Source organism: Verrucosispora sp. WMMA2121, assembly GCF_027460185.1.
Lineage (GTDB): Bacteria > Actinomycetota > Actinomycetes > Mycobacteriales > Micromonosporaceae > Micromonospora > Micromonospora palythoicola.
This window is the reverse complement of record NZ_JAPZBH010000006.1, coordinates 4,386,374-4,411,622: the sequence shown is the minus strand read 5'-3', so window position 1 is coordinate 4,411,622 and position 25,249 is coordinate 4,386,374. Positions and strand designations below refer to the sequence as shown.

The following is a 25,249-nucleotide window of genomic DNA, read 5'->3' as shown; positions in this document are numbered from 1 at the left end:
GTTCGCCTTCGTACGGTCGCCTGGTGACCGGAGAGATGCTCGACTATCTGATCATCGGGGCGGGACCGGCCGGGCTTCAGCTCGGTGCGCTGCTCGAACGGGACGGCCGCCGGGACTACCTGGTACTGGAGTCCGCCGACGTTCCCGGCGCCTTCTTCACCCGGTTTCCCCGGCACCGCCAACTCATCTCGATCAACAAGCCGCACACCGGATCCGACGATCCGGAGCTGAACCTGCGGCTGGACTGGAACTCCCTGCTCAGCGACGACCCGGAGCTGCGCTTCACCCGCTACACCGAACGTTACTTCCCCGACGCCGAGGTGATGGTCCGCTACCTGGCGGACTTCGCGGCGGCCACCGGAGTCCGGATCCGCTACCGCAGCCGGGTGGTCCGGGTCGCCCGGCCCGACGACGCCGGCTTCCGGGTCACCGACGAGGAGGGTACGACGTACCGGGCGCGTCGGGTCGTCGTGGCGACCGGTGTCTCACAGCCCTACGTCGCGCCGATCCCCGGCATCGAGCTGGCGGAGCGGTACGACGCGATGCCGGTCGACCCGCGCGACTTCCTCGACCAGCGGGTGCTGATCATCGGCAAGGGCAACTCCGCCTTCGAGACCGCCGACGCGCTGATGGAGACGACCACGCTGGTGCACGTGGCGGGGCCGAGTCCGGTCCGGATGGCGTGGCGGACCCACTACGTCGGGCACCTGCGGGCGGTGAACAACAACTTCCTGGACACCTACCAGCTCAAGTCGGCCAACGCGATCCTGGACGGACACGTGCGCGGCATCGCGCGTGACGACGACGGCTACCGGGTCACCTTCGGTTTCTCCCGGGCCGACGAGGTCGTCAAGGAGTTGCGGTACGACCGGGTGCTGGCCTGCACCGGTTTCCGCTTCGACGCGTCGATCTTCGCCGACGACTGCCGCCCGGCGTTGGTGATCAACGATCGCTTCCCGGCCCAGACCCCGGCGTTCGAGTCGGTGAACGTCCCGGACCTGTTCTTCGCCGGCACGCTGACCCAGGAGCGCGACTTCAAGCGGTCGACGAACGGCTTCGTCCACGGTTTCCGGTACGGTGTGCGGGCCTTGCACCGCATCCTCGAACACCGCTACCACGACAATCCGTGGCCGGCGGAGAAGCTGGACGCGACGCCCGAGGCGGCGGCCGACGCGATCATCGAGCGGGTCAACCGGTCCTCCGGTCTCTGGCAGCAGTTCGCGGTGCTCGCCGACGTGGTCACCGTGGCCGGGGCGGACGCCCGCTACCACCAGGAGGTGCCGGTCGACCACCTCGGGCAGGCCGGGCTGGCGACCGCCGATCATCCGGTCGAGCACGCGTTCGTCGTCACCCTCGAGTACGGCCCCGACCACGACCAGGTCGACCCCTTCGACATCTCGGTGCGCCGGATCGCCCAGGACGTCGCCGGTCAGGCCCACGACGCGGCGTACCTGCATCCGGTGGTGCGCCACCGGCGCGACGGCCGGGTGGTGGCGGAACACCATCTGGCGGAGAACCTGGAGAACCAGTGGAACAAGCCGCAGGTGCACCGGGTGCCGCTGGTCGCCTTCCTGCACCGCTGCCTGACCGGCACCGTGGGCTGACCCGTGTCGTCGGTGCCCGCACAGACCACGCCGGGGCTCGCCGCCACCGCCGAGCCTCCTCCGCTGTACCGCGTCGACGACCTGGAGGCGGAGGCGCGGCTGCGGCTCGATCCGGTGCACCGGGACTTCTTCGCCGGGGGTGCCGGCGACGAGCGCACGTTACGGGCCAACGAGACGGCCTTCGACGGATATCGGATCCTGCCCCGGGTGCTGCGCGGCGGCGGCGAGCGTGACCTGCGGATCGAGCTGTTCGGTGAGACGCTGCCGATGCCGGTGCTGGTCTCGCCGACGGCCTTCCACCGGCTGGCACACCCACAGGGCGAGGTGGCGACGGCCCGGGCGGTCGGGGCGGCCGGCACCGTGCTGGTGGTGAGCATGGCCGCCACCACGCCGATCGAGGCGGTCGCCGGGGCGGCGGGCCGCCCGGCGCGGCTGTGGTTCCAGCTCTATCCACAGCCGGACCTGGGTTTCACCGCCTCGGTGATCCGGCGGGCGGAGGCGGCCGGTTGCCGCGCCCTGGTGGTCACGGTCGACTCACCGGTCTTCGGCCGGCGCGACCGTGACCTGCGCAACGGCTTCCTCGACCTGCCGCCCGGCTGCCGCTGCGAGAACATGCGGGATCCGGCGAGCGGCCGGGTCCGGGACATCGTCATGGACGCCACTCTCGACTGGGCCCGGATCGAGTGGCTGCGCGCGACCACCCGGCTGCCCATCGTGCTCAAGGGGATCCTGCACCCCGCCGACGCCCGCCTCGCGGTCGCACACGGGGTGGACGCCGTGCTGGTCTCCAACCACGGCGGGCGGCAGCTCGACGGGGCACCGGCGAGCATCGACGCGCTGCCGGCGGTCGTGGCGGCGGTCGAGGGACGCATCCCCGTCCTGCTCGACGGCGGGATCCGCCGGGGGACCGACATCCTCACCGCGCTGGCGCTCGGGGCGGTCGCGGTCGGGATCGGCCGGCCGGTGGTCTGGGCGCTGGCGGCCCGCGGCGAGCCCGGCGTGCGGCAGCTGCTCGACCTGCTCCGTGCCGAGCTGGCCCGGGCCATGACGCTTGCCGGCGCGGTCCGCCCCGCCGACCTGACCCGCGAGATGATCCTCGACCGGATGCCGGTATGACCCGGCCGTTGGTGCTGTGGTGTGGGCTGGCCGGTCTGCTGGCCGTGGGGTGGCTGCTGCCGCGCCGGTTGCCGCCGGCGGTGGTCCGGCTCCGAGAGTGGATCTTCAGGCGGGTGAACGGCACCGAGGGGATCCCGGTGCCCGGCCCCCGGATCGGGCCCGAGCACTTCGCGCGGATCTACGCCCATCCGGCGGCCAGCGGGCGTAGCCGGGGAGCGGGCCTGTCCGACCTGTTCTGGTACTGGCTGGCACCCGGCCCGCAGATGCACCAGGAACACCTGGAGCCGGGCGAGCGTTACCGCACGGTCGCCCGGACGACCAGACGGGTGGTCGCGCTGTCGCAGCGGCGTTCGACCGAGCTGGCCGGTGCGGCGACCCGACGGATTCTCGACGAGTTGCCGGCCGGCCGGACCCGCCGCGTCCGGTTGCGGGACCTGATGATGCCGATCTGGGCGGAGGTCTACTACGAACTCGTCTTCGACGCGGCGTGCCCGCCGGAGGTACGGGCGCTGATCGTGGCCAACGCCGACGACGTGGTCACCGCGCTCAAGTGCTGCGGGCTGCGACACCTGGATCGGCGCGACCCGCTCACCCGTTATCTGCGCGCCCGGGTCGAGGCCGGCACGGCGCCGGTGACGCTGCCGGAGCCGTTCACCGCCGAGGAGACCGCCTGGTACCTGCAGGGCACCTTCTTCAACACCGCTGTGGTGCAGATGTCGGAGGCGATGGCGCACCTCCTGCTCGCCGTGGCGCAGCATCCGGCGGTGCGGCGTGACCTGGTCGCCGCCCTCGACGACCCCGACGGCGACGCCGCCCTGGACCGGGTGATCGACGAGACACTGCGGGTACATCCGCTCTTCGGGGTGGCGCACCGGATCACGTCCGGCCCGATCGAGGTCGACCCGGAGCTCACCATCCCCGCCGGTTCGGTGCTGCTGTTCAACTACCTCGCCTACCAGCGCAGCGGACCGGCGGCCGACGACACGTTCGAGCCGGCCCGCTGGCTGACCCTGGAGCGCGGTGCCGCGCACTTCGTTCCGTTCGGTGTCACCGCCAACCGGGCCTGTCCGGCACGCGGCGTGGCGCCGGTGATGATGCGCGCGGTGACCCGGGAGGTGCTGCGCCGGTACGCGCTGGTCTCCACCGTGCGGCACACCCGGTCGTTGCCGAACCGTGGACCGTGTTTCCTCGTCCCGACCGGGGCCCGCCCGCCCGCCCGGTTCCGGCTGGCGGTGATGCGTTGGGGTGACCGCTGGTCCGACGTGTGGCGCAGCCTCGTCCAACTCGTGCTGGGTACCTGGATGGTGCTCGACGCCCGGCGCCAGCGCCTGTGTGCGAGCTACTTCGAGGAGGTCCGGCGATGACCATGGCGGATCGACCGGAATGATCTCCGGCGCAACAACATAGAGACATTGGTCACAATCAATACTACGGACGGGTGTGGGATTCTCGACATGTGCTACAGGTAAGCGAGGTATCACCAGGCGTACACCGGCTGCTTCTGGTCGAGGACGACGCGGAACTCGCGGACATGCTCACCGAGGTGCTCGCCGACGAGGGCTACCAGGTCGATGTGGCGCGAGACGGACAACGGGGCCTGCATCTCGGGCTGACCCGACCCTACGACGTGATGGTGATCGACCGGCTGCTGCCCGCGCTCGACGGGCTCAACCTGCTGACCCGGTTGCGTTCCCGCGCGATCGGTGCCCGCGCGTTGCTGCTCACCGCGCTCGGCACCGTCGACGACCGGGTCGCCGGCCTGAACGCGGGCGCCGACGACTACCTGATCAAGCCGTTCGACCTGGACGAACTGAGCGCCCGGATTCGGGCGTTGTGCAGACGCACGTCGGACGGCGCCGAGGCGCTGCCGATCGGTACCGGCCGACTCGACCTCGGCCTGCGCGACGTGGTGCTCGCCGACGGCACCCGGGTCGCGCTCTCCGCCCGGGAGTTCGAGCTGCTCCGCGTGCTCGCCGTCCGACCCCGGGCGGTGCACACCCGCGCCGAGCTGCGCCGCCGGGTCTTCGACGCGGCGGAGGCCACCTCCATCGTCGACACCTACGTGTACTACCTGCGCCGCAAACTCGGCCGCACGGCGGTCCGCACGGTGCACGGCCTCGGCTACCGGCTCGGTGAGTTGTGACGCCGTGGCGAAGGGCGCGGACGGCGCCCGCCGGCCTCTCCTGGCTGGCGGCCGAGCGCGTCGTGGTGGCCCGGGCCCGCCGCCGGGTCGGCCTGCTGGTCGGGCTCGCGGTGACCGTCCTGGTCACGGCGGTCGGCGTGCTCTCCTACGGCATGCTGATCCGTGGCCAGGAACGCCAGATCAAGCGGGAACTCGCCTACACGGCCAGCCGGGGCGACCCGTCCGGTCCACCCGGCTGCACCTGGCTCTTCCTGCTCCACGACGGCGAGATCTCCGGCGGCGCGGTGCCGGCGCCGTCCGGGTTCCCGCTCGCGGCGGCGATGAGCACCACGGCCCGCACCGGAATTCCGTCCGAGACGACGATCGAGCGCCACGGCACGGTCTACTTCGTGCTGACCGAGACCCGTGGCGAGGACGTCGTGCAGGCGATCTTCGACGCCCGGTACCAGCTCGCCGACCGGCGTCACCTGCTCGTCGCGCTCGCCGTCGCGGAGCTGCTCGGGCTGGTCGTGGCCGTCGCCAGCGGGGCGGTGGTGGGCCGGCTCGCCGTCGCGCCGCTGGCCGACTCCCTCGCCCGGCAGCGCCGGTTCATCGCCGACGTCAGCCACGAACTGCGTACGCCCATCGCACAGGTGCACACCCGGGCGCAGCTGCTGGCGCGACGGGCCGGCGCGGCCGGTGTGCCGGTGGAGTACCAGGCGGAGCTGAACCGCCTGACCGGCACCACCAGACGCCTCGGTGAGGTCGTCAACGACCTGCTGCTCTCCGCCCGGCTGGCCGCCGCGCCGGGTGACGGGGCGGCCGCCGATCCGGTGGACCTGGCGGCCGTCGCCGAGGCCGCGGTGCTCGCCGAGAACGACCGGGCCGGCGAGCAGGGTGTGCGGCTCACCTTCAGCCGCCCGGACGTGCCGGTCCCGGTCTCCGGGGTGGAATCGGCGCTGCGGCGGGTGATCAGTGAGCTGCTGACCAACGCCCTGACCCACACGCCGGCCGGCGGGCGGATCGACGTGACCGTGCGGCTGCCCGCCCACGACGTGGCGGAACTGATCGTCGCCGACACCGGCAACGGCTTCGATCCGGCCGACCGCATCTTCGACCGGTTCCACAGCGGTGCCGGCCCGGACAAGCGGCACACCGGGCTCGGGTTGGCGCTGCTGCGGGAGGTGGTCACCGGACACGGCGGCACCATCGACGCCCGCAGTCACCCCGGCCGGGGAGCCCGGTTCGCGGTGCGGCTGCCGGTCCGGCCGAGCCCGCGACCGGCCGCGTCGACGCCGACGCCCGCCTCGGTCTCCGGCAACGCCTGAGCAGGAGGAGGGCGTTGCTCGCCGTCCTCCTCCGGGTGCAGCATCCGGTGCCAGCCCGTGGCGAACTCACCGGGGCCGGTCGGCAACGAGCAGGCCGTACCGGGACGCTCCACCCCTCGGGGCAGCGACCGGCTGGTATGCCACGGGAGGCAACGGGTAACGACCGGGAATGAATCGGCTGCATCTCAGCTACGCCCTGGTGGGGGTCCTGGCACTGTTGCTGGCCTTCTGGTCCAGTGCCGTGCGACGGGCACCGGTCAGCGAGCCGCTGCTCGCGCTGTCGCTGGGTGTCCTCGCCGGTCCGCTGCTCGACCTGATCGACCTGCCCGCCGACCAGATGACGGCGCTGATGCTGGAGTCCAGTCGAATACTGCTGGCCATCTCGCTGATGGCGGTCGCGCTGCGTTTTCCGCTGCCGGCCTACCGGTCGGTGATCCGTCCGGTCGGTGTGCTGCTCGCCGTCGCGATGGTCGGCATGGCGGTGGTCAGCGCCGGCCTGGCCTGGCTCGTCCTCGGTCTTCCGCTGGCCCTCGCGCTGCTGCTCGGCGCGTGCGTGACACCGACGGACCCGGTGCTGGCCTCCAGCGTCGTCTCCGGTCGGCCCGCCGAGCGGGAACTCCCGGCGCGGCTGCGGCAGGTCATCAGCGGCGAGTCGGGCGCGAACGACGGCCTGGCCTTCGCCTTCGTCGTGCTCGCCCTGGCCGTCGTCACGTCCGGGTCGCTGGGTGGTGCTCTCGTCGAGGTGATCTGGGCGGTCGTTGGCGCGCTGGTGATCGGCGTGGCCGTCGGTTGGACCGCCGGCCGGGCCATCCTGGCCGCCGAGGAGCGGGAGGACGTGGACCGGGGTTCCCTGCTGGTCTTCACGATCGTGCTCGGCGTCGCCGCGCTGGGAGTCGCCCGGTTGGCGTACACGGACGGGATTCTCGCGGTCTTCGTCGCCGGTCTCGCGTACAACGCGGTCGTCGGTGGCCGCTCCCGCGCGTCGCAGCAGCGACTCGACGACGCACTGACCCGCTACCTGGTGTTGCCGCTGTTCTTCCTGCTCGGCATCGAGGTGCCGTGGCGCGACTGGCTCGAACTCGGGTGGCCGGTCCTCGCCTTCGTCGTCGCGCTGCTGCTGCTGCGTCGGCTGCCGGTGGTGCTGGCGCTGAAGCCGGCGCTGGGGATGTCCTGGCGGAGCACGGTGTTTCTCGGCTGGTTCGGCCCGGTCGGGGTGTCGGCGCTGTTCTATCTCACGCACAGTCAGGAGCACGGGGTCGCCGACCCCCGGCTGTGGGCTGCCGGGAGCCTGGCGGTGGTGGCGAGCACGGTGGTGCACGGTGTCACCGCCACCCCGGGCCGTCGCTGGTACGCCCGGCGGCCTTCGGCGTCCACCGGGTGAACCCGGCTCGGTGTCGCTGGCGGCCGTAGCGCCGATGGCCCCGGCCGTGGGGCCGGGGCCATCGGGAACCGCCCGACGCTGGGCGGTCGAACAGGTGCTCAGCCCGCGCTGAGGTCACGCCGGCGGAAACCGGCGACCGCCAAGGCCAGCAGCGCGGCCGCTGCCACGCCGAGACCCACCAGGTGCGCCGGATCGAGGGGCGCGTTCGGGTAGCTGCCGACCCACCAGAACGGCGAGAGGGCCTTGACCGCCGTGGGTAGCTGGAGGACCGATCCGAAGAACCGCTCCACCACGATGATCCCGCAGAACACCCACGCGAGCGCGCTCGCCCGGGGAACCCAGGCGTAGAGCGCCGCGGTGAAGGCGATCAGGACCGCGATGCCGAGCGCGAACGCACCGGCGCTCTTCAGCAGGATCAGCAGACTGGTGTCGCCGCCGGAGAGGGAGGCACCGACCCAGAGCGGCAGGGCACCGCCGGCGACGAGCAGCACGAGCGCGCCGATGCCGGCGACGCCCAGGTGCGCGAGCAGTGCGGTGGTCCTCGACGTCGGCCGGGACAGGCCCAGCCCGAGCCGTCCCTCGTCCTCCTCGGTCTGCACGCGCAGCACCGACGCGGTGGTGAACACGGCCACGGCGAGCGCGTTGTGCAGCATCATGATGGCCAGGAACGCCAGGATCGGGTCGTCACCGAAGATGGTCTCGGTGAGTTCGTTCTGCTCGGCGATCCGCTGGAGGGCGTCACCGGAGTCCGCGCCGAGGAACAGCCCGGCGGGGCCGAACATCGCCACACACCCCACGAGCCACCACAGCAACGCCCCGCGCTGCTGGCGAACGACGAGCGCGAACGGACTGGCCAGCGACGGCGCGGCAGCGGCGGGGCCAGGCCGGCCGTGCAGGAGGGCACCCCCGAGGTCACGCCGGGATGCCAGGACGGCCCCGACGACCAGCGCCACCACGATCGCCAGCACGCTCAGGCCGAGCGGCCAGAGCCGGACGTCCGCGTACGGTCTGGTCTGCTGCGTCCAGGCGATCGGGGACAGCCAGGACAACCAGCTGCCGTGTTCCTGCTGGATGTCGCCGATGCCCCGGATCAGCACCGCGGCGGCGAGTGCCGCGAAGGCGAGGCCGGAGGCACCGCGGCTGTGCACGGTCAGCTGGCTGGTCACCGTCGTGACGGCGGCGAAGACCAGGGCGGTGAGCATCACCCCGGTCAGGAGGGTGAAGGTGTCCGCCGCGGCGAGCTGCCCGGCGCTGATCATCAGCGCGCTGCCGAACAGGGCGAAGGCGGCGTCGGCGATCATCACCATGAGGAACGCCGCCACGGTGCCCGCGTGCCGTCCGATGGGCAGGGCCCGGACGAGTTCGGTGCGGCCGCTCGCCTCCTCGGCGCGCGTGTTGCGGGCGATCAGCAGGATGTTCATCGTCGCCAGGAGCGCCATCAACCACAGCGCCATCTCGTTGGCGAACATCCTGCCGATGGTGTAGTCCTCCAGCCCGTAACCCGGTCCGGCCAGCAGCGTGCCACCGGCGTTCGCGATCGAGTCGGCCCGGTTCTGCCGGTCGGCGGCGGTGGGGTAGACCGCCGCGATGGCGACCACGTAGTAGCCGCAGAACGCCACCAGGGAACCCGTCCAGACCGCCAGTCGGACCCGGTTGCGTCGCAACATGAACCGCAGGAGGTAGCCGGTGCCCGCCAGGGTGGCGGTGGACGCCGGAGTTCGTGCCGTCGCGGGGCGGGTGGGCGGCGCCTGCCGAGCGAGGTCGGCGGTCGGCGTGCTCATCGGGTCACCGCCTCGACGTTTCGGGGCGCCGCGGCGGCCGGTTCCGCGCCGTAGTGCCGCATGAACAGTTCCTCCAGCGACGGTGGGGTGGCCGTGAGACCGCGTACGTCCAGCCGCGACAGCGCGGCCAGGACCGCGCCGATCTGTGCGTTGTCGACGGAGAGGTCGACCTTGGTGACGTCACCGCTGGCGGCGGTGGTGGTGACGTCGTGGACACCGGTGAGTCCGGTGATGGCCGCCGGGTCGTCGACGACCAGCGCGCTGACCGTGGTACGGGTCAGGTGGCGCAGCTCGGCGAGGGTGCCGGACTCGACCGTGCGACCGCTCCTGATGATCGTGACGGTGTCGCAGACCTTCTCCACCTCGCTCAGGATGTGCGAGGAGAGCAGCACCGCCCGTCCCGCGTCCTTGACCCGCTGGACGTGCTCGGTGAAGACCGCCTCCATCAGGGGATCCAGGCCGGAGGTCGGCTCGTCGAAGATGTAGAGCTCGGGGTCGATGAGGAAGGCGGCCACGAGCGCCACCTTCTGGCGGTTGCCCTTCGAGTAGGTGCGTGCCTTCTTGGTCGGGTCGAGCTCGAAGTGGTCCAGCAGGGCGGCTTTGCGCTTTCGTCGCTCCGCCCGGTCGGACGTGTCGTGCAGCCGGGTCAGGTAGTCGATGGCCTCGCCACCGGTGAGGTTGGGCCACAGGCTCACGTCACCGGGAACGTAGGCGAGCCGGCGGTGCAGGGCCACGGCGTCGCGCCAGGCGTCGCCACCGAAGAGCCGGGCGGTACCGGAGTCGCGGCGCTGCAGGCCGAGCAGCACCCGGATCGTGGTCGACTTCCCGGCGCCGTTGGGGCCGAGGAATCCGGCGATCTCACCGGGACGGACGGTCAGGTGCAGGCCGTCGAGCGCTTTGACGGAGCCGAACGACTTGCGCAGGTCGGCGATTTCGACGGGGTTCGCTGTCATTGTCACTCCCAGGAGAGAGGCGGGTGCCGCGGTGTGAGCGTTGGCCGGTCGGTGCGGCGTGTCGACCGTGCGGCACCGGCTCGGCGATCAAGGTTCGTCGAGCCGGTGCCACGGGGGCCGAGGTACCGGGGGCGTCCGCCTTGGTGCCCGGGCCCAACTACATAGTGAGGGATCGATGTGTCACGCGCGCTTGTTGAAGGTGGAGACCGACCACAGGTATCCGACGAACGCCAGCCCGAGACACCAGGCGACGGCTGCCAGCGCGCTACCGGTCGAGGGTTGGCCCATCAACAGTCCGCGCAGCGTCTCGATGATCGGGGTGAACGGCTGGTACTCCGCGAACTGCCGCATGCCGGCGCCCATCGAGTCCGCTGGCACGAACGCGCTGCTCAGGAACGGCAGCATGATCAGCGGTACGGTGGCGATGCCGGCCGACTCCACGGTCTTCGCGGCGAGCCCCAACGCCACGGTGAGCCATCCGGCCGCGAAGCCGAGCAGCACGATCACGCCGATCGCGGCGAGCCAGTCGACGGGACCGGCACTGGGGCGGAAGCCCAACCCGAAGGCAACTCCGATGATGGCGGCGCAGGCCACCAGGCAGCGCAGGGTGGTCATGATCACGTGCCCGGTCAGCACGGATCCCCGAGAGACGTCCATGACCTTGAAACGATTGATGATGCCTTTGGTCATGTCGGAGTTCACCTCCGTCGCGGTGGCCCCCAGCCCGTAGCTGACCGCCATCACGAGCAGGCCCGGTGTCGCGTAGTCGATGTAGCTGGAGCCGACGTCGAACGCGCCGCCGAACACCTTGACGAACATCAGCATGATCACGATCGGGAACAGGATCGCGTTGAACACCGTGGTCGGGTTGCGCAGGGTGTGCCGGAGGTTGCGGCGCAGCATGACGGTCGAGTCACCGAACGAGGTCGCGACAGTGCTCATCGGACGATCGCCTCCTCACGCGGGCGGCTGGTGGCGGAGTGCTCGGTCAGGGACAGGAAGACGTCGTCGAGGTCGGGGGTCCGGACGGCGAACTCCCGGAGCGTGATCGACTGCTCGTCGAGGCGGTTGAGCAGGGCAAGCAGCGACCGCGGCTCACCGTCGTGTGGCACCTGCAGGGTCAGTTCGTCGTCGTCCCGGGTGACGGCGCCCAGGATCCGGGCCGCCGCGTCGAGGTCGTGCGCCTCGGCGAACCGCAGTTGCAGGTGTGCGCCGGGGACCTGGCGCTTGAGCTGCTCGGGGGTGCCCTGGGCGACCAGCCGGCCCTCGTTGAGGACCGCCACCTGGTCGGCGAGCTGATCGGCTTCCTCGAGGTACTGGGTGGTCAGGAAGATCGTGGTGCCGTCGGCGACCAGCTCGCGGACGATGCTCCACATCGTGCGCCGGCTACGCGGGTCGAGGCCGGTCGTCGGCTCGTCCAGGAAGATGATGTCCGGGTTGCCGACGAGCGTCATCGCCAGGTCGAGCTTGCGTCGCATGCCGCCCGAGTAGGTCGAGGCAAGCTTGTCCGCCGCCGCCACCAGGTCGAAGCGTTCCAGCAGCCGCGTGACGACCGTGTCACCGGCACGCAGGTGCTTGAGGTCGGCGACCAGGCGCAGGTTCTCCCGGCCCGACAGCAGCTCGTCCACCGCGGCGAACTGGCCGGTCACGCCGATGGCCGAGCGGACCTGCCTGGTCGCGGTCGTCACGTCGTGTCCGGCGACGTGCACCGTGCCGGCGTCGGCCCGCATCAGGGTCGTCAGGATGTTCACGGTCGTGGTCTTGCCTGCCCCGTTCGGGCCGAGCAGGGAGAAGACCGATCCCGCGGGGACGTCGAAGTCGATGCCGTCGAGGACCACCTTGTCGCCGTAGCTCTTGCGCAGTCCCGAAACAGAAACCGCTGAACGTCTCACTTCTCCACCGTCCTCGTCGTGTCCGAAACGCAGCGCGTTCGCCGTGATCGGGCACCGGCGTCCCTCTCAGGATGGTTCGGCTCAGCGTCTGCCGAGTAGTAAGCGTATTTGTCGCCAATGCGGTGTCTACGTCCCGAAGCCACCTATAGGGGTTGCCGGACGAGAATAGGGGCCCGACTCGGGCGGGACCGTTTCTGCGACAGGGGCCCCGTAAATGGTCGGGGGAGAGCCCTCCGGAACAGGGGTATCGCCATCCTTGACAGGTATCTGCGGCTGACGCCTACGATGACCTGGCATTTATTCGGCGGCCGTTGAATGTCGGACGTCATCTCGATTCGAACCCGAGTCATTCCGCGACGATCACAAGGACGGTGGCACGTGAGCACGAACCCTTTCGATGACGAGAACGGCAGCTTCTACGTCCTGGTCAACGACGAGGACCAGCACTCCCTGTGGCCGGTCTTCGCCGAGGTGCCGGCCGGCTGGCGGGTCGTTTTCGGCGCGGACGTCAAGGCTGCCTGCCTGGAATACGTCGAGCAGAACTGGACCGACCTGCGCCCGCGGAGCCTACGGGAGGCCATGGCGGCGAACTGACCGTCGTCGTATCTCGCGGAGGAGTGGAGCGTCATGTTTGTGCCCAGCATGTACCGGGAGCCCGACCCACAGTGGATCGGGGAGTTGATTCGGCGGAATCCGCTGGCGTTGTTGATGACCAACGGTGCCGACGCGGACGGGCCGTTCGGCACCCACCTGCCGGTCATCGCGGATCCGGCCGCGGCCGCCCACGACTCGCCGGACCTGACCGGCACCACGCTGCTCGGTCACATGAACCGGGCGAATCCGCAGTGGAAGGCGCTGCGCACCGGCACGCCCGCGGTGCTCAGCTTCGCCGGCCCGCACGGATACGTCTCGCCGACGCTGTACCCGTTCACGCCCGCGGCGCCGACCTGGAACTACACGGCCGTGCAGCTGCGCGGCGTGATCGAGCCGATCGGGTCCGCGGCGGAGACGCTGTCGGTGGTGCGGGCGACCGCGGGGACCCTGGAGGCTGAATTCGGCAACGGTTGGGACATGACCGATTCGATGGGCCACTTCCGCCGGATTCTTCCCGGGGTGGGTGCCTTTCGTTTCACCGTCACCCGGTCCGATGCGATTTTCAAGCTCAGTCAGGAACAGAACCGCGAGACGCAGGGTCAGGTTTGCCGACACTTTCAGGAAGCAGCCGGGGGGCAGCGCGAAGTGGCGGAATACATGACCAGGATGGCCGAGCGCGGCTGAGCGGGCCGGGCGGCTGGAAGTTCGATCGGGTGAATTCGCGCCGCCCGCCTCTGGTTTCGACAAGGAATGGGGGACATCAGTGAAGACCGTGGACGAATGCCGAACCAGACCGGTGAGCGCCGGCGGACCCGTGCAGCACGATCTCGTGGTCTCGTTCGTCGGCAACCAGGCGACGGTACGGAAGTCGGGAATGGTCTTCCCGCAGGGTCTGTCCGAGCGATCCTGGGAACAGATCGGCAGCAGTCTCCGCGAGCTGGCGAACTCGTCGGCCTGGTGGCTCGCCGACTGGCTGATCTTCGGAGAGGCCACCTACGGGTGGCGGCGCTACCGGGAGGCCATCGAGCGGACCGGCCTTGACTACCAGACGCTGCGCAACTACGCGTGGGTGGCCCGGCGGTTCGAGCAGGGCCGCCGGCGGGACACGCTCAGTTTCGCCCACCACGCCGAGCTGGCCCGCCTGGCACCGGCGGAGCAGGACTACTGGCTCCGCAAGGCGGAGCAGCAGAAATGGTCGCGCAACGAACTCCGCAAGGCGGTTCGGGCCAGCCTGGCCGAGCGCGGCGCGAACGCCGCACCCCCGGTCGCCGAGGGCGACCAGAGCCAGGGCGTCGTGCAGCTGGCAGAGGCGAGCGACACCGAGAAACGCAAGGGCTCGACCACCAAGATCACGATCGAGCTGTCCGCGAACCAACTGGACTGCTACTCGAGGTTGGCCGCCGCGCGCGGTCTCTCCGTCGACGAATGGGTCACCCGTGTCCTCGACGCCGTCGATCGGCGCGTCGCCTGACGACGCCGCACCGTCCCCCTCGTGGTGATCCGGCAACCAGGCCGGCCGGCCACCCGTCACATCGGAGTAGGTTGATGATTCTTCCGGGTAAACGAGTACCGCTGCCCTCGGTGCCGGTGGTCCACCACCGATTCGAGGCACACGCCGCGGACACTCCCGACGCCATCGCGGTCCACTGTGCCGGACAGCGGTTGTCGTACCGAGACCTGAACGCCAGGGCCAACCAGTTCGCGCATCTGCTCGCCGAGCGCGGGCACGGCCCCGGTGCCAAGGTCGGTGTCTGCCTCGACTATTCGGTCGACATGCTGGTCGCCATCCTGGGCACCCTCAAGGCGGGTGCGGCCTACGTACCGCTGGACCCGGCCTACCCGGCCGCACGCCTGCGGCTGCTGTTGGGGCAGATACCGCAGCTCGCCGCGATCGTCGCCGCGCCCGCCACGGTCGAGCTGGTGGAGTGCGCGAACGCCCCGGTCATCGACCTGACGCAGGCGTCCGACGAGCTGGCGGCGATGCCGGTGGTCAACCCGGACGTGCCGCTCACCGGCGAGGACCTCTGCTATGCGGTCTTCACCTCGGGCTCGACCGGTACGCCGAAGCTGACCGCCGTCCGGCACGAGAACTGGTTCAACCTCCTGAACTGGCTGACCTTCGAGTTCGACCTGCACCGTGGGTCGCACAACCTCGTGGTCAGCGCGTTCGGATTCGACCTCTCGCAGCGCAGCCTGATGATGCCGTTGTTCTGCGGCGCCACCCAGTACCTCATGGCCACCCGGAACTTCGACGCCGCGATGGCCTACCGGATGTTGTCCGAGCACGACATCCGGACGGTCAACTGCGCCTCGTCCACCCTCTACGTCCTGGTGGACTGGGAGGTCGCGAGCGGCGGAGACGCCCTCACCCGGCTGGACTACGTGCTGTTCGGCGGGGAGCCGCTGCACGTCGAGCGCGTCCTGGAGTGGGCCAGGGCCGAGGGGAACACCTGCACCCTGCTGCACCAGTACGGCGTCGCCGAGTGCGCGGACGTCGCGACCTCGTACGACCTCGCCGACTATCGCAGCGACGAGCACGACATCGCGCCGGTCGGCCGGCCCGGCTACAACACCGACATCCACATCCTCGACGAGCAGCTGCGGGGGATTCCCACCGGGGAACCGGGGGAGATCTGCATCGCCGGCCGCAGCGTCGGCGCGGGCTACCTGAACGGCTCGGGTCCCGAGTCCGCGCGATTCACCACGATCCAGATCCACGGCGCTCCGGTGCGGATCTACCGCACCGGCGACCGCGGTTACGTCACCGACACCGGTCAGCTCATCGTCCTGGGCCGGATGGACACGCAGGTGAAGGTGCGTGGCATGCGCATCGATCCGCACGAGATCGAACGGGCGCTGGGCCGGCTGACCGGAGTCCGGCAGGCCGCCGTCGTGGTGAGCCCCGACGACTCCGGCGACTGCGAGCTGACCGCCTTCCTGGTGCCGACCGGTGCCGAGCTGGCCGACAACGACGTGCGTGCCCGCCTGCTGGAGTCCCTGCCGCGGAACATGGTCCCGGCCCGATTCCGCACCATCGCCCGACTGCCGTTGACGCCGCACGGGAAGGTCGACCGCGCGGCGCTGCTCGACGAGCTGCGGACCGGCTCACCGGCCCGATGACCGACGAAGGGAACGTGATGATTACCGAAAGAGTGCACGCGATCTGGCGCCGCGAACTGGGGCGGGACGACGTGGCTGTCGACGACGACTTCTTCGCCCTCGGTGGCCAGTCGGTGATAATGGCCCGAATTCAGCGGTCCCTCATCGTCGAACTCGGTGTCGAGGTGCCTGTGGACCAGCTGTTCCGCAATCCGACGGTGGCGTCCATCTCGGCGTACATCGAATCCGCGCGGGCCACGACCGGATAGCGGCACATATACCGGCCTGCCGACGCTCGACAGCGGGTTTCCGCGCTGTGTGAACGCTTACCTCACCCGGCCCCGTCCGGGACCGTATCAATCGTGAAGCCTGGTTAAGAGAGGCGCCATGTACGACGTCATTGTCATAGGTGCCCGTTGCGCGGGTTCGCCGACGGCCATGCTGTTCGCGCGGCAGGGGTACCGGGTCCTGCTCCTGGAGAAGGCGAAGTTCCCGCAGGACACCCTCTCCTCGCACTACCTGCACTCGCAGGGCGTGGCGCTGCTCGACCGGTGGGGGCTGCTCGACGAGCTGCGCGCCACCGATGTCCAGCCCATCACCCACCAGGTGTACGAGGCACCCGGAGTGCGTGTGGAGGGGTTCTCCCTGCCGATCAACGGCCTGCGGACCACGTACGCGCCCCGGCGGTACGTCCTCGACCCCATCCTCGCGGCGGGTGCCGTGCGGGCCGGGGCGGAGTTCCAGCAGTCGTGCGCGGTCAACGACCTGATCTACGAGGACGACCGGGTCGTGGGGGTCAGGTACACCACGCCCGCCGGCGTGCAGACGACCGAACGGGCGCGGCTCGTGGTCGGCGCGGACGGCATGCGTTCGCTCGTCGCCCGTAAGGTCGGCGCGCCGAACGTGATCGAGCACGCCCGGCTGACCTGCGTCTACTACAGCTACTGGGCCGGCGTGCCGGCGAACTTCGAGCTCTACGAACGGCCCGGTCGCTGGATCGGCGTCGTACCCACGAACAACGACCTGACCCTGCTGATGACCTACTTCCCGCAGGCCGACTTCGGCGATGTCCGCAAGGCGGTGGAGCCCGCCTACCTGGAGGCGTTCCGCACGACTGCACCCGAGCTGTACGAGCGGATGCGGTCCGGCGAGCGGGTGGAGCAGCTGTACGGCACCGGGCACCAGGAGAACTACTTCCGCAAGGCGTACGGGCCCGGCTGGGTGCTGGTGGGCGACGCGGTCAACCACAAGGACTCGATCACCGCGCGTGGCATCACCGAGGCGTGGGTGCAGGCACAGACGCTCACCGACTACGTCGGCGCGGACCTGCACGACGACCGTGCGCTGCGCTCGGCGCTGCGGCGTTACGAGCGCAGCCTCAGCAACGAGGCCCTCAACCACTACCAGGGCGCGCTCAACGTGGCCGAACTCAAGCCCGAGGGGCGCACGGACATGCTGCGCAAGCTGGTCGGTCACCAGGAGCACATCGATCGCTACTTCTCGACCCTGTCGGGGGCGATCTCCATCGACGACTTCTACAACGAGGAACTCCTGGCTCTGCTCGACCAGGACTGACTGACGTTCCGCTCACCAGGTTCGCCGATTTGGAGAAACAATGATTCCGTTGTCGTTCGCGCAGCGCCGGTTGTGGTTTGTGGACCGGTTCGAGGGGCCGTCGCCGACCTATAACGGCGCTTTCGCCTTGCGGTTGACCGGTGAGCTGAACGTCGGTGCGCTGGAGTCAGCGCTCCGGGACGTCATCGACCGGCACGAGGTACTCCGTACGGTGATCGTCGAAGGCGACGACGGCATCCCGTATCAGGAGGTGCTGCCGTCCGGAGCCAGGCCCTTCGCCCTGCCGGCCGTGCAGGTCGCGGAGGCGGACCGGCGGGCGGCGGTCGACGAGGTGGCCAGGGAGACCTTCGACCTGGCCACCGACCCACCGATCCGCGCCCGGCTGCTGCGCACCGGACCGGAGGCGCACACCCTCGTCCTGGTGGTGCACCACATCGCCCTGGACGGGGAGTCGCTGGGGCCGCTGCTGCGCGACCTGAGCACCGCGTACGCGGCGCGTCGCCAGGGACGGGCGCCGCAGTGGGAGCCGCTGCCGCTCCAGTACGCCGACTACACGCTGTGGCAGCAGGAGATGCTCGGTGACGAGTCCGACCCGGAGAGCGTGGCCGCCCGGCAGTTGGCGTACTGGCGTGCGGCGCTCGACGGTCTGGCGCAGCCCCTGGCGCTGCCGACGGACCGGCCCCGGCCGCGGGTGATGCGCTCGCACGGCGACCTGGTGCAGTTCCCGATCGAACCCGAGCTGCTCGCGGCCGTGCAGCGACTCGTCGCCGAGCAGGACGTCACGGTGTCGATGGTCATGCACTCCGCGCTGGCGGTGCTGCTGCGCCACCTGGGCTGCGGCGACGACGTGCCGATCGGCGCGCCCATCGCCGGCCGGGTCGACGAGGAACTGCGTGACCTGGTCGGGTTCTTCGTCAACACCTGGGTGCTGCGGGTCGACCTCAGCGGCAACCCGACCTTCCGCCAGCTGCTCGACCGGGTGCGTGATCGCTGCCTGGGCGCCTACGACAACCAGGACCTGCCGTTCGAACGGCTGGTGGAGCTGCTGAACCCGGACCGCTCCACCGCGTACCACCCGTTCTTCCAGGTGATGCTCGCCTGGCAGGAGCCGCTGGGCGAGCTCAGCTTCGCCGGTCTGCGGACCGAGTCGGAGACCCTGGAGACGGGAACGGCGAAGTTCGACCTGTTCTTCAACATCATCCCGAACGGTTCCGGTGGCGCCGGCGTCCGCCTGGAGTACGCCACCGACCTGTTCGACCGGCACACGGTCGAGGACGTCGCCGCCCGCTTCACCCGCGTGCTGCGCCAGCTCGTCGCCGACCCGGACCGCGACGTCGACCGGACCGACGTGCTCGCGCCGGCCGAACGCGACAGGTTGCTCACCCGGTTCAACGATACCGCCACGACCGTCGACGAGCAGACGATCCCGGAGCTGGTGCAGCGCCAGACCGCCCGCACCCCGGACGCGGTGGCGGTCGTCTGTGGTGACCGGACGCTCACCTACCGCGAACTCGACGACCGGGCCGAGCGTCTCGCCCGGGAACTGCGGCGGCGCGGAGCCACGCCGGAGGACCTGGTCGTGTTGGCGGTGCCGCGCTCGGCGGACCTGGTGGTCGGCCTGCTCGGGATCCTCAGGTCCGGTGCCGGGTACCTGCCGATGGACACGCGGTACCTGGGCGCCCGGGCCGCGGGCGTACTGGCCGAGGCGCGTCCGCGTTTCGCCGTCACCGACACCGCGACCTCGGCGGAGCTGCCGCACGACGTCATGTCGGTCGTCAACCTCGACGACCGCGACGAGTGGGCCTCGCCCGACGGGACCAGCCCGGTGCGGCAGCCGGCCGCCGACAACCTCGCGTACGTCATGTACACCTCGGGCTCCAGCGGCCGGCCGAAGGGCGTCGCGATCACCCACCGCAACGTCGTCAACGGGGTGCGGGCGTTGACCCGCCGCCTGGACGCGCCACCCGGCTGGCGGATGCTGGCCGGCACCTCGGTCAACTTCGACGTCTCGGTCTTCGAGCTGCTGACCACGTTGTCCACCGGCGGCACGGTCGAGGTGGTGTCCGACGCGCTGGCACTCGCCGAGCGTGACGGCTGGGACGGGCACGTGGTCAGCGCGGTGCCGTCGGTGCTCGGCGAACTGGCCGCCCACCTGGACCGGGCACCGAACGTCCGTACCGTCGTCCTCGCCGGTGAGGTGCTGCCCGGCCGCCTGATGCGGCAGATCCGCGAGGTCCGGCCCGACGTGCAGATCGTCAACTCGTACGGGCAGAGCGAGAGCTTCTACGCCACCACCTTCTCCCTGCCGGCGAACCAGGACTGGACGCACAGCGACGTCGCGCCCATCGGCACCCCGCTGGACAACGTGCGCGCCTACGTGCTGGGTCCGGGACTCGTGCCGGTACCGCAGGGGGTGCTCGGCGAGTTGTACGTCGCCGGCGCCTCGCTCGGGCGCGGCTACCACGGTCAACCGGGCCTGACCGCCGAGCGCTACGTGGCCAACCCGTTCGGCCCGGCCGGCGAGCGGATGTACCGCACCGGCGACCTGGTCCGCTGGCGGGCCGACGGCCAACTGGAGTGCGTCGGTCGCGACGACAGCCAGGTCAAGGTGCGCGGTTTCCGCATCGAGACGGCCGAGGTGGAGGCGGCCTGCACGCAGCATCCCGGCATCAGCGAGGCCGTCGTGATCACCCGCGAGGTGCCCGGCGGCGGGCGGCGGCTCGTCGCCTACGTGGTCCACACCGGCGACGGTGGGGTCGGCGACGACGGTGCCGGCGGCATCGGCGACGTCGACGTGCAGGCCGGCGCCTCCGCGGCCGAGCTGCGCGAATTCGTCGCGGCCCGGCTGCCCGACTACATGGTGCCGTCGGCCTTCGTCGCACTGAGCCGACTTCCGGTCGGCCCGACCGGCAAGTTGGACCGCGCTGCCCTGCCCGAACCGGAGTTCTCCGGCGGGACCTACCGGGCGCCGCGCACCGAGGCCGAGTCGATCATCGCCACGGCGTACGCGGACGTGCTCGGGGTCGACCGGGTCGGTATCGACGACGACTTCTTCGGCATCGGCGGGGACAGCCTGCGCTCGATCCAGGTGGTCGCCCGGGCCCGGGCGCGTAACCTGCACCTGACCACCCGGGAGATCTTCGAGGGCCGCACCGTGGCCCGGCTCGCCGAGCTGGCGAGCGCCCGAAGTGACCGCACCCCCGCGCTCGTCGAGGACGCCGGTGGCGGGGTCGGCCCGATGGTGCTGCCCCCGGTGGCCCGGCAGGTGTTCGAACACGGCGGCGCGATCGACCGCTTCGCCATGGCCATGACGCTCGAGCTGCCGGTCGGCATCGACGCGGACGGGCTGACCGCGACGCTGGACGCCGTCCTCGACCGGCACGACCTGCTGCGTGCGCGGCTGGTCCGCGACGGCGACCTCAGCCTCGACGTCCGCCCACCGGGCAGCGTACGCGCGGGCGACCTGCTGCACCCGGTCGCCTGCGACGGCAACTGGGCGGAACCGTCCGCGCTGGCGCGGGCGCAGGCGGAACTGCAGGTTGCGCTCGGCCGGCTCGACCCGGAAGCCGGGATCATGGCCGACTTCGTCTGGTTCGCCGCCACCGACGGCACCGGCCGACTGCTCGTCGTGCTGCACCACCTGGTCGTGGACGGTGTCTCCTGGCGCATCCTGATGTCGGACCTCGCCGAGGCGTGGGACCACATCGGCTCCGGACGCCCGGCCGACCTGCCCGCGGTCGGCACGTCGGCGCGCCGGTGGACCGCCGCCCTGGCCGACGAGGCGCTCTCCCCGCAGCGGGAGACCGAGTTGGCCTACTGGCGTGACCTGCTGGAGCTGCCGAACCCGCCGCTGGGACAGCGGATGTTCGACCCGGCGGTGGACCTGATGGGCACCGTCGACACCGTGCGGCTGCGGCTGCCCGCCGAGGTCACCGACGTGGTGCTGACCGAGCTGCCGGCAGCCTTCCGGGCGACCGGGACCGACGTGCTGCTCGCCGCGTTGGCGCTGGCCCTCGACCGGTGGCGCGGTGCGCCGCAACCCACCGTGGTCCGGCTGGAGGGGCACGGCCGCGAGGAGGACGTGGTGCCCGGCGCGGACCTGTCCCGGACCCTGGGGTGGTTCACCAGCATGTACCCGGCCCGGGTGGCGGTACCCGGGGTCGACCTCGCCGACGTGCTGGCCGGCGGTCCCGCCGCCGGTACGGCGATCAAGCTGGTCAAGGAGCAGTTGCGCGAGGTGCCCGACAAGGGGCTGGGCTACGGACTGCTGCGCTACCTCAACCCGGAGACCGGCGAGCAGCTCGCCGACTACCCGCCACCGCAGATCGGCTTCAACTACCTCGGCCGGATCTCCGACACGGACGTGCCCGAACACCTGCGTGCCCACGGGTGGGTGCCGGCGTCCTGGTCCACCGAACTGATCGCGATGCCCGACCCGGACCTGCCCGCCCTGTCCGCACTGGAGGTCAACTCGGTCGCCGTGGACACCGCCGACGGCACCCAGCTACAGACGATCTTCATGTTCCCGTCCGGGGTGTTGTCCCGGGAGCGGGTCACCGAACTGGCCGACCTGTGGGCCGACGTGCTGCGGGGCATGGCCGCGTACGCCGCCCGTACGCCGATCGGTGGCCTCACTCCCTCGGACGCCCCGCTGGTCTCGGTCCGGCAGGACGAGATCGAGAGCTGGGAGCAGCGCTACGGCCGGCTGGCCGAGGTGTGGCCGCAGGCACCGGGCCAGTCCGGCATCCAGTTCCAGGCCGCGCTCGCCGACGACACCTTCGACGTCTACCACATGCAATTCGTGCTGCACCTGTCCGGACCCGTCGAGCCCACGAGGATTCGGTCGGCGGGACAGGCGCTGCTGCGCAGGTACCCGAACCTGCGCTCCGCGTTCCTCACCGCGACCGACGGCGATCCCGTCCAGGTCGTGCCGGAACACGTCGCCCTGCCCTGGCGGCACATCGACCTGACGGGGCAGGGCGACGCGGAACAGCACGCCGCGCTGGACCGCCTGCTGGCCGAGGACCGGGCCGACCGGCTCGACCCCACCCGGCCGCCGCTGCTGCGCCTGGCCCTGCTCACCTGCGGACCGCAGCGGGCCAAGCTGGTCGTCACAGCACACCACACCCTGTTCGACGGCTGGTCGTCGCCGCTGGTGATCAAGGATCTGGTCCAGCTCTACGCCGACGACCAGGCCCTGCCGCCGGTGCGCGACTACGGCGACTACCTGGCCTGGCTGTCCCGGCAGGACCGCCAGGAGTCGGCCGCCCGGTGGCAGGACGAACTCGCCGGCTTCGACCAGCCGACCATCGTGGCGCCGGACACCTCGATCGCCGAGGAGGCCTCCGCTCTCGGGCGCGTCGAGGTGCCGTTCTCGATCGACCAGGGACGCGAGCTCGCCGGGCGGGCCGCGCAGCTCGGGGTCACCCTGAACACCCTGCTGCAGGGTGCGTGGGCGATCCTGCTGTCGAAGCTGACCGGCCGGCCGGACGTGGTGTTCGGCGCCGCGGTCAACGGTCGCCCGGCGGAACTGACCGGCTCCGACGAGATGGTCGGCCTGTTCATCAACACCCTGCCGACCCGGGCCTACTGCCGGCCGTACGACAGCATCGGCGAGGTCGTCACCGAGCTGCAGAACCGGCAGGTCGCGCTGCTCGACCACCACTACTACGGGCTGGCCGACATCCAGCGGGGCACCGGGCTGCCCGCCCTGTTCGACACGATCGTCGTGTTCGAGAACTACCCGATCGACCGGGTCGGCATCGTCGAGGCGAACACCGCCGCCGGTTTCACCATCGACCGCATCCGGCCGCTCGCCGGCTCGCACTACCCGCTCACGCTCAACTCCTCCGACCCCTACCTGCGGCTGTCTCTCGACTACCAGACCAACCTGTTCGACCGGGACGCGGCCGAGGTGATCGCCGCGCGACTCGTCCGGGTGCTGGAGCAGATGCTCGACGACCCGACGACCGTCGTCGGCGCCGTGGACGTGCTCTCCGACCAGGAGCGGGACTGGTTGTTGCGGAAGGTCAACGACACCGCACACCCGGTGCCCGCGGACACGCTACCCGGCGCGTTCGAGGCCCAGGTGGAGCGCGACCCGGACCGGCTGGCGCTGATCCACGAGCGGGAGAACCTGACGTACGGCGAGTTCAACCGGCGCGCCAACCAGTTGGCGCACTGGCTGATCGACCAGGGTGCCGGACCCGAGCAACTGGTCGCGGTGCGGATTCCCCGCTCGGTGGACCTGCTGGTGGCGATCTACGCGGTGGTCAAGGCCGGCGCGGCCTATCTGCCGCTGGACACCGAGCTACCGGCCGACCGGGCCCGCAAGGTGTTGGACAGCGCGCGGCCGCTGCTGGTGCTCGACCAGGACCTGCCCGACGTGTCCGGCCACCCGACGGAGAACCCGCGGCGCACGCTGTCGCCGGACCACGCCGCGTACGTCATCTACACCTCCGGCTCGACCGGCGTACCCAAGGGCGTGCAGGTGACGCACCGGGCGATCATGAACCGGCTCAGGTGGGGCCTGGCGCACTTCGACGTCGGCGCCGAGGACCGCGTGCTGCTGAGCACCACCGCGAGCTTCGACGTGTCGGTGCCGGAGTTGTTCGCAGCGCTGCAGGTCGGCGCCGCCGTCGTGATCGCCCGGCCGGACGGACGCCGCGACCCCGCCTACCTCAGTGACCTGATCCAGCGGGAACGGGTGACCGGAGCGGACTTCGTGCCCTCCCTCCTGGACGCCTTCCTCACCGAGCCCACGGCCAAGGAGTGCGACAGCCTGCGCTGGATCGAGGTCGCGGGGGAGGCGTTCCCCGCCGCCCTGGCCAACGCGGCGGTCGACCTGCTGCCCGGCTGCGAGGTGCACAACCTCTACGGTCCGACCGAGGCCGCGGTCGAGGTCACGGCGTGGCGGCACGTGCCGGGCGCGGACCGGGTGCCCATCGGCGCGCCGGTGTGGAACACCCAGGTCTACGTGCTCGACGGGTCGCTGCGCCCGGTCGCGCCCGGAGTGGTCGGCGAGTTGTACCTCGCCGGCGCCGGGCTGGCCCGCGGCTACCTGGGACAGACCGGGCTGACCGCCGGCCGGTTCGTCGCCTGTCCGTTCGGCGCGCCCGGGTCCCGGATGTACCGCACCGGCGACCTGGTGTGCTGGAACCAGGACGGCCAGATCGAGTACCTCGGTCGGTCCGACTTCCAGGTCAAGGTTCGCGGGTTCCGCATCGAGCTGGGCGAGATCGAGCAGGTGCTCACCGCACTCCCGCAGGTCGCCACCGCGGTGGTGGTGCTGCGCGAGGACCGTCCCGGCGACCAACGGCTCGTCGCGTACGTCGTACCGGCCGACGCGGCCGGGGACGCCGCGCGGCTGGACCTGACGGCGCTCACCGAGCAGGCCCGGCAGAGCCTGCCCGAGTACATGGTCCCCTCGGCGATCATCCCGTTGGACGGACTTCCCCTGACGTCGAGCGGGAAGCTCGACCGCAACGCGCTGCCCGCCCCGGAGCAGTCCACCACCGCGACCGGGCGGGGACCGCGTGACCACACCGAGGAGGTCCTCTGCCGGCTCTTCGCCGAGCTGCTCGGGGTGGACGAGGTCGGCATCGACGTCGACTTCTTCGAGCACGGCGGCCACTCCCTGCTGGCCACTCGCCTGATCGGCCGTATCCGCAAGGAACTCAAGGTCGACGTCAAGGTCACCATGGTCTTCCGCAGTCCGACTGTCGCCCAGCTGGCGGCGCAGATCGAGAAGCTCTCCACCTCAAGTCGCCCTCAGCTGCGCCCGATGAACGTGTAGGAGTGCGTC

Annotated in this window: 17 protein-coding genes; 13 read left to right on the top strand and 4 right to left on the bottom strand. The window is 70.9% G+C overall.

What is annotated here, in order from left to right:
• Nucleotides 1-23: 23 nt before the first annotated feature.
• The 6 genes from O7605_RS28710 (at nucleotide 24) to O7605_RS28685 (ending at nucleotide 7,551) form a co-directional block, all read left to right on the top strand.
• A complete protein-coding gene (locus tag O7605_RS28710; RefSeq protein WP_269742089.1) occupies nucleotides 24-1,604 on the top strand; it encodes an FAD-dependent oxidoreductase in 1,581 nt (526 codons plus the stop codon).
• Between the two features lie 12 nt (nucleotides 1,605-1,616).
• Nucleotides 1,617-2,720 carry an alpha-hydroxy acid oxidase gene (locus tag O7605_RS28705; protein ID WP_269742088.1) on the top strand — a complete coding sequence of 368 codons (1,104 nt, stop codon included), beginning with the start codon at nucleotides 1,617-1,619 and terminating at the stop codon, nucleotides 2,718-2,720.
• Complete coding sequence (locus tag O7605_RS28700; protein ID WP_269742087.1) at nucleotides 2,717-4,084, top strand: cytochrome P450; 1,368 nt, start codon at nucleotides 2,717-2,719, stop codon at nucleotides 4,082-4,084. Before O7605_RS28705 ends, O7605_RS28700 begins: the two co-directional genes overlap by 4 nt.
• A 92-nt stretch (nucleotides 4,085-4,176) precedes the next feature.
• Nucleotides 4,177-4,863, top strand: a complete 687-nt coding sequence (locus O7605_RS28695) for a response regulator transcription factor (RefSeq protein ID WP_269742086.1) — start codon at nucleotides 4,177-4,179, stop codon at nucleotides 4,861-4,863.
• Complete coding sequence (locus O7605_RS28690) at nucleotides 4,860-6,170, top strand: sensor histidine kinase (RefSeq protein WP_269742085.1); 1,311 nt, start codon at nucleotides 4,860-4,862, stop codon at nucleotides 6,168-6,170. Before O7605_RS28695 ends, O7605_RS28690 begins: the two co-directional genes overlap by 4 nt.
• Before the next feature lie 169 nt (nucleotides 6,171-6,339).
• On the top strand, nucleotides 6,340-7,551 hold the full coding sequence (locus tag O7605_RS28685; protein ID WP_269742084.1) for a cation:proton antiporter domain-containing protein: 1,212 nt from the start codon (nucleotides 6,340-6,342) through the stop codon (nucleotides 7,549-7,551).
• 98 nt (nucleotides 7,552-7,649) lie between these two features.
• Here O7605_RS28685 and O7605_RS28680 read toward each other — a convergent pair whose 3' ends face one another.
• The 4 genes from O7605_RS28680 to O7605_RS28665 form a co-directional block, all read right to left on the bottom strand.
• Nucleotides 7,650-9,332 (bottom strand): ABC transporter permease, encoded by a 1,683-nt coding sequence (locus O7605_RS28680; RefSeq protein WP_269742083.1) that lies wholly within the window; start codon nucleotides 9,330-9,332, stop codon nucleotides 7,650-7,652.
• Nucleotides 9,329-10,285 (bottom strand): ABC transporter ATP-binding protein, encoded by a 957-nt coding sequence (locus O7605_RS28675; protein ID WP_269742082.1) that lies wholly within the window; start codon nucleotides 10,283-10,285, stop codon nucleotides 9,329-9,331. The genes O7605_RS28680 and O7605_RS28675 overlap by 4 nt, the downstream gene beginning before the upstream one ends.
• A 180-nt stretch (nucleotides 10,286-10,465) precedes the next feature.
• A complete protein-coding gene (locus O7605_RS28670; RefSeq protein ID WP_269742081.1) occupies nucleotides 10,466-11,227 on the bottom strand; it encodes an ABC transporter permease in 762 nt (253 codons plus the stop codon).
• On the bottom strand, nucleotides 11,224-12,177 hold the full coding sequence (locus O7605_RS28665) for an ATP-binding cassette domain-containing protein (protein ID WP_269742080.1): 954 nt from the start codon (nucleotides 12,175-12,177) through the stop codon (nucleotides 11,224-11,226). Before O7605_RS28665 ends, O7605_RS28670 begins: the two co-directional genes overlap by 4 nt.
• Before the next feature lie 378 nt (nucleotides 12,178-12,555).
• On the opposite strand from O7605_RS28665, the gene O7605_RS28660 reads away from it, so the two are divergent.
• From O7605_RS28660 to O7605_RS28630, 7 genes are all read left to right on the top strand, one after another.
• Nucleotides 12,556-12,771 carry an MbtH family protein gene (locus tag O7605_RS28660; RefSeq protein WP_269742079.1) on the top strand — a complete coding sequence of 72 codons (216 nt, stop codon included), beginning with the start codon at nucleotides 12,556-12,558 and terminating at the stop codon, nucleotides 12,769-12,771.
• 33 nt (nucleotides 12,772-12,804) lie between these two features.
• A complete protein-coding gene (locus O7605_RS28655; protein ID WP_269742078.1) occupies nucleotides 12,805-13,455 on the top strand; it encodes an FMN-binding negative transcriptional regulator in 651 nt (216 codons plus the stop codon).
• A gap of 130 nt (nucleotides 13,456-13,585) precedes the next feature.
• Complete coding sequence (locus O7605_RS28650; protein WP_269742077.1) at nucleotides 13,586-14,242, top strand: LmbU family transcriptional regulator; 657 nt, start codon at nucleotides 13,586-13,588, stop codon at nucleotides 14,240-14,242.
• Between the two features lie 74 nt (nucleotides 14,243-14,316).
• Nucleotides 14,317-15,891 carry an amino acid adenylation domain-containing protein gene (locus tag O7605_RS28645; RefSeq protein ID WP_269742076.1) on the top strand — a complete coding sequence of 525 codons (1,575 nt, stop codon included), beginning with the start codon at nucleotides 14,317-14,319 and terminating at the stop codon, nucleotides 15,889-15,891.
• Nucleotides 15,892-15,908: 17 nt separating this feature from the next.
• On the top strand, nucleotides 15,909-16,139 hold the full coding sequence (locus tag O7605_RS28640; RefSeq protein ID WP_269742075.1) for an acyl carrier protein: 231 nt from the start codon (nucleotides 15,909-15,911) through the stop codon (nucleotides 16,137-16,139).
• A 118-nt stretch (nucleotides 16,140-16,257) separates the two neighbouring features.
• Nucleotides 16,258-17,445, top strand: a complete 1,188-nt coding sequence (locus O7605_RS28635) for an NAD(P)/FAD-dependent oxidoreductase (protein ID WP_269742074.1) — start codon at nucleotides 16,258-16,260, stop codon at nucleotides 17,443-17,445.
• Nucleotides 17,446-17,485: 40 nt separating this feature from the next.
• A complete protein-coding gene (locus O7605_RS28630) occupies nucleotides 17,486-25,240 on the top strand; it encodes a non-ribosomal peptide synthetase (protein ID WP_269742073.1) in 7,755 nt (2,584 codons plus the stop codon).
• The last annotated feature ends 9 nt before the right edge of the window (nucleotides 25,241-25,249 follow it).

Bases quoted from the DNA above. Each gene is read 5' to 3' on its own strand.
- O7605_RS28675 (WP_269742082.1), bottom strand. From the start codon at position 10,285: ATGACAGCGAACCCCGTCGAAATCGCCGACCTGCGCAAGTCGTTCGGC.
- O7605_RS28635 (WP_269742074.1), top strand. From the start codon at position 16,258: ATGTACGACGTCATTGTCATAGGTGCCCGTTGCGCGGGTTCGCCGACG.
- O7605_RS28645 (WP_269742076.1), top strand. From the start codon at position 14,317: ATGATTCTTCCGGGTAAACGAGTACCGCTGCCCTCGGTGCCGGTGGTC.
- O7605_RS28640 (WP_269742075.1), top strand. From the start codon at position 15,909: ATGATTACCGAAAGAGTGCACGCGATCTGGCGCCGCGAACTGGGGCGG.
- O7605_RS28670 (WP_269742081.1), bottom strand. From the start codon at position 11,227: ATGAGCACTGTCGCGACCTCGTTCGGTGACTCGACCGTCATGCTGCGC.
- O7605_RS28655 (WP_269742078.1), top strand. From the start codon at position 12,805: ATGTTTGTGCCCAGCATGTACCGGGAGCCCGACCCACAGTGGATCGGG.
- O7605_RS28685 (WP_269742084.1), top strand. From the start codon at position 6,340: ATGAATCGGCTGCATCTCAGCTACGCCCTGGTGGGGGTCCTGGCACTG.
- O7605_RS28630 (WP_269742073.1), top strand. From the start codon at position 17,486: ATGATTCCGTTGTCGTTCGCGCAGCGCCGGTTGTGGTTTGTGGACCGG.
- O7605_RS28680 (WP_269742083.1), bottom strand. From the start codon at position 9,332: ATGAGCACGCCGACCGCCGACCTCGCTCGGCAGGCGCCGCCCACCCGC.
- O7605_RS28700 (WP_269742087.1), top strand. From the start codon at position 2,717: ATGACCCGGCCGTTGGTGCTGTGGTGTGGGCTGGCCGGTCTGCTGGCC.